Annotated in this window: 1 protein-coding gene; it reads left to right on the top strand. The window is 79.5% G+C overall.

Translation table 11 applies throughout. The features are described from left to right. Positions 1-263, top strand: a 263-nt coding sequence (locus FJ658_RS16520; RefSeq protein WP_219995799.1) for a hypothetical protein, incomplete at both ends; no start/stop codon positions are given.

Here is a 263-nt window from a genome sequence, read left to right as displayed (position 1 = left end):
CGGTCGCGTGCTCGATCAGCACGCCCGATCCGGCCTCGGCACCGCCGTGCGAGCAGCCGACCAGTCGATCGCGGAGGCGGTCCGGGCAGCGGTGTGGGGTGGCGACGTCGCCGGGTCCGCGGTGTCGCTCGAGGGCGTGCAGGCGCGGCTCCGCGCAGGGACCGCGGCGGTCGGCGACGCGGTCGGCGCCTGGGAGGCCGAACAGGCCCGGATCGCGGCCGAGAAGGAGGCGGCCCGCATCGCGGCGGAGGCCGCCGCCGCGC

The sequence above is a fragment of the Schumannella sp. 10F1B-5-1 genome, assembly GCF_006517535.1.
Taxonomy (GTDB): domain Bacteria; phylum Actinomycetota; class Actinomycetes; order Actinomycetales; family Microbacteriaceae; genus Schumannella.
This window is presented reverse-complemented; position numbering and strand designations above follow the sequence as displayed.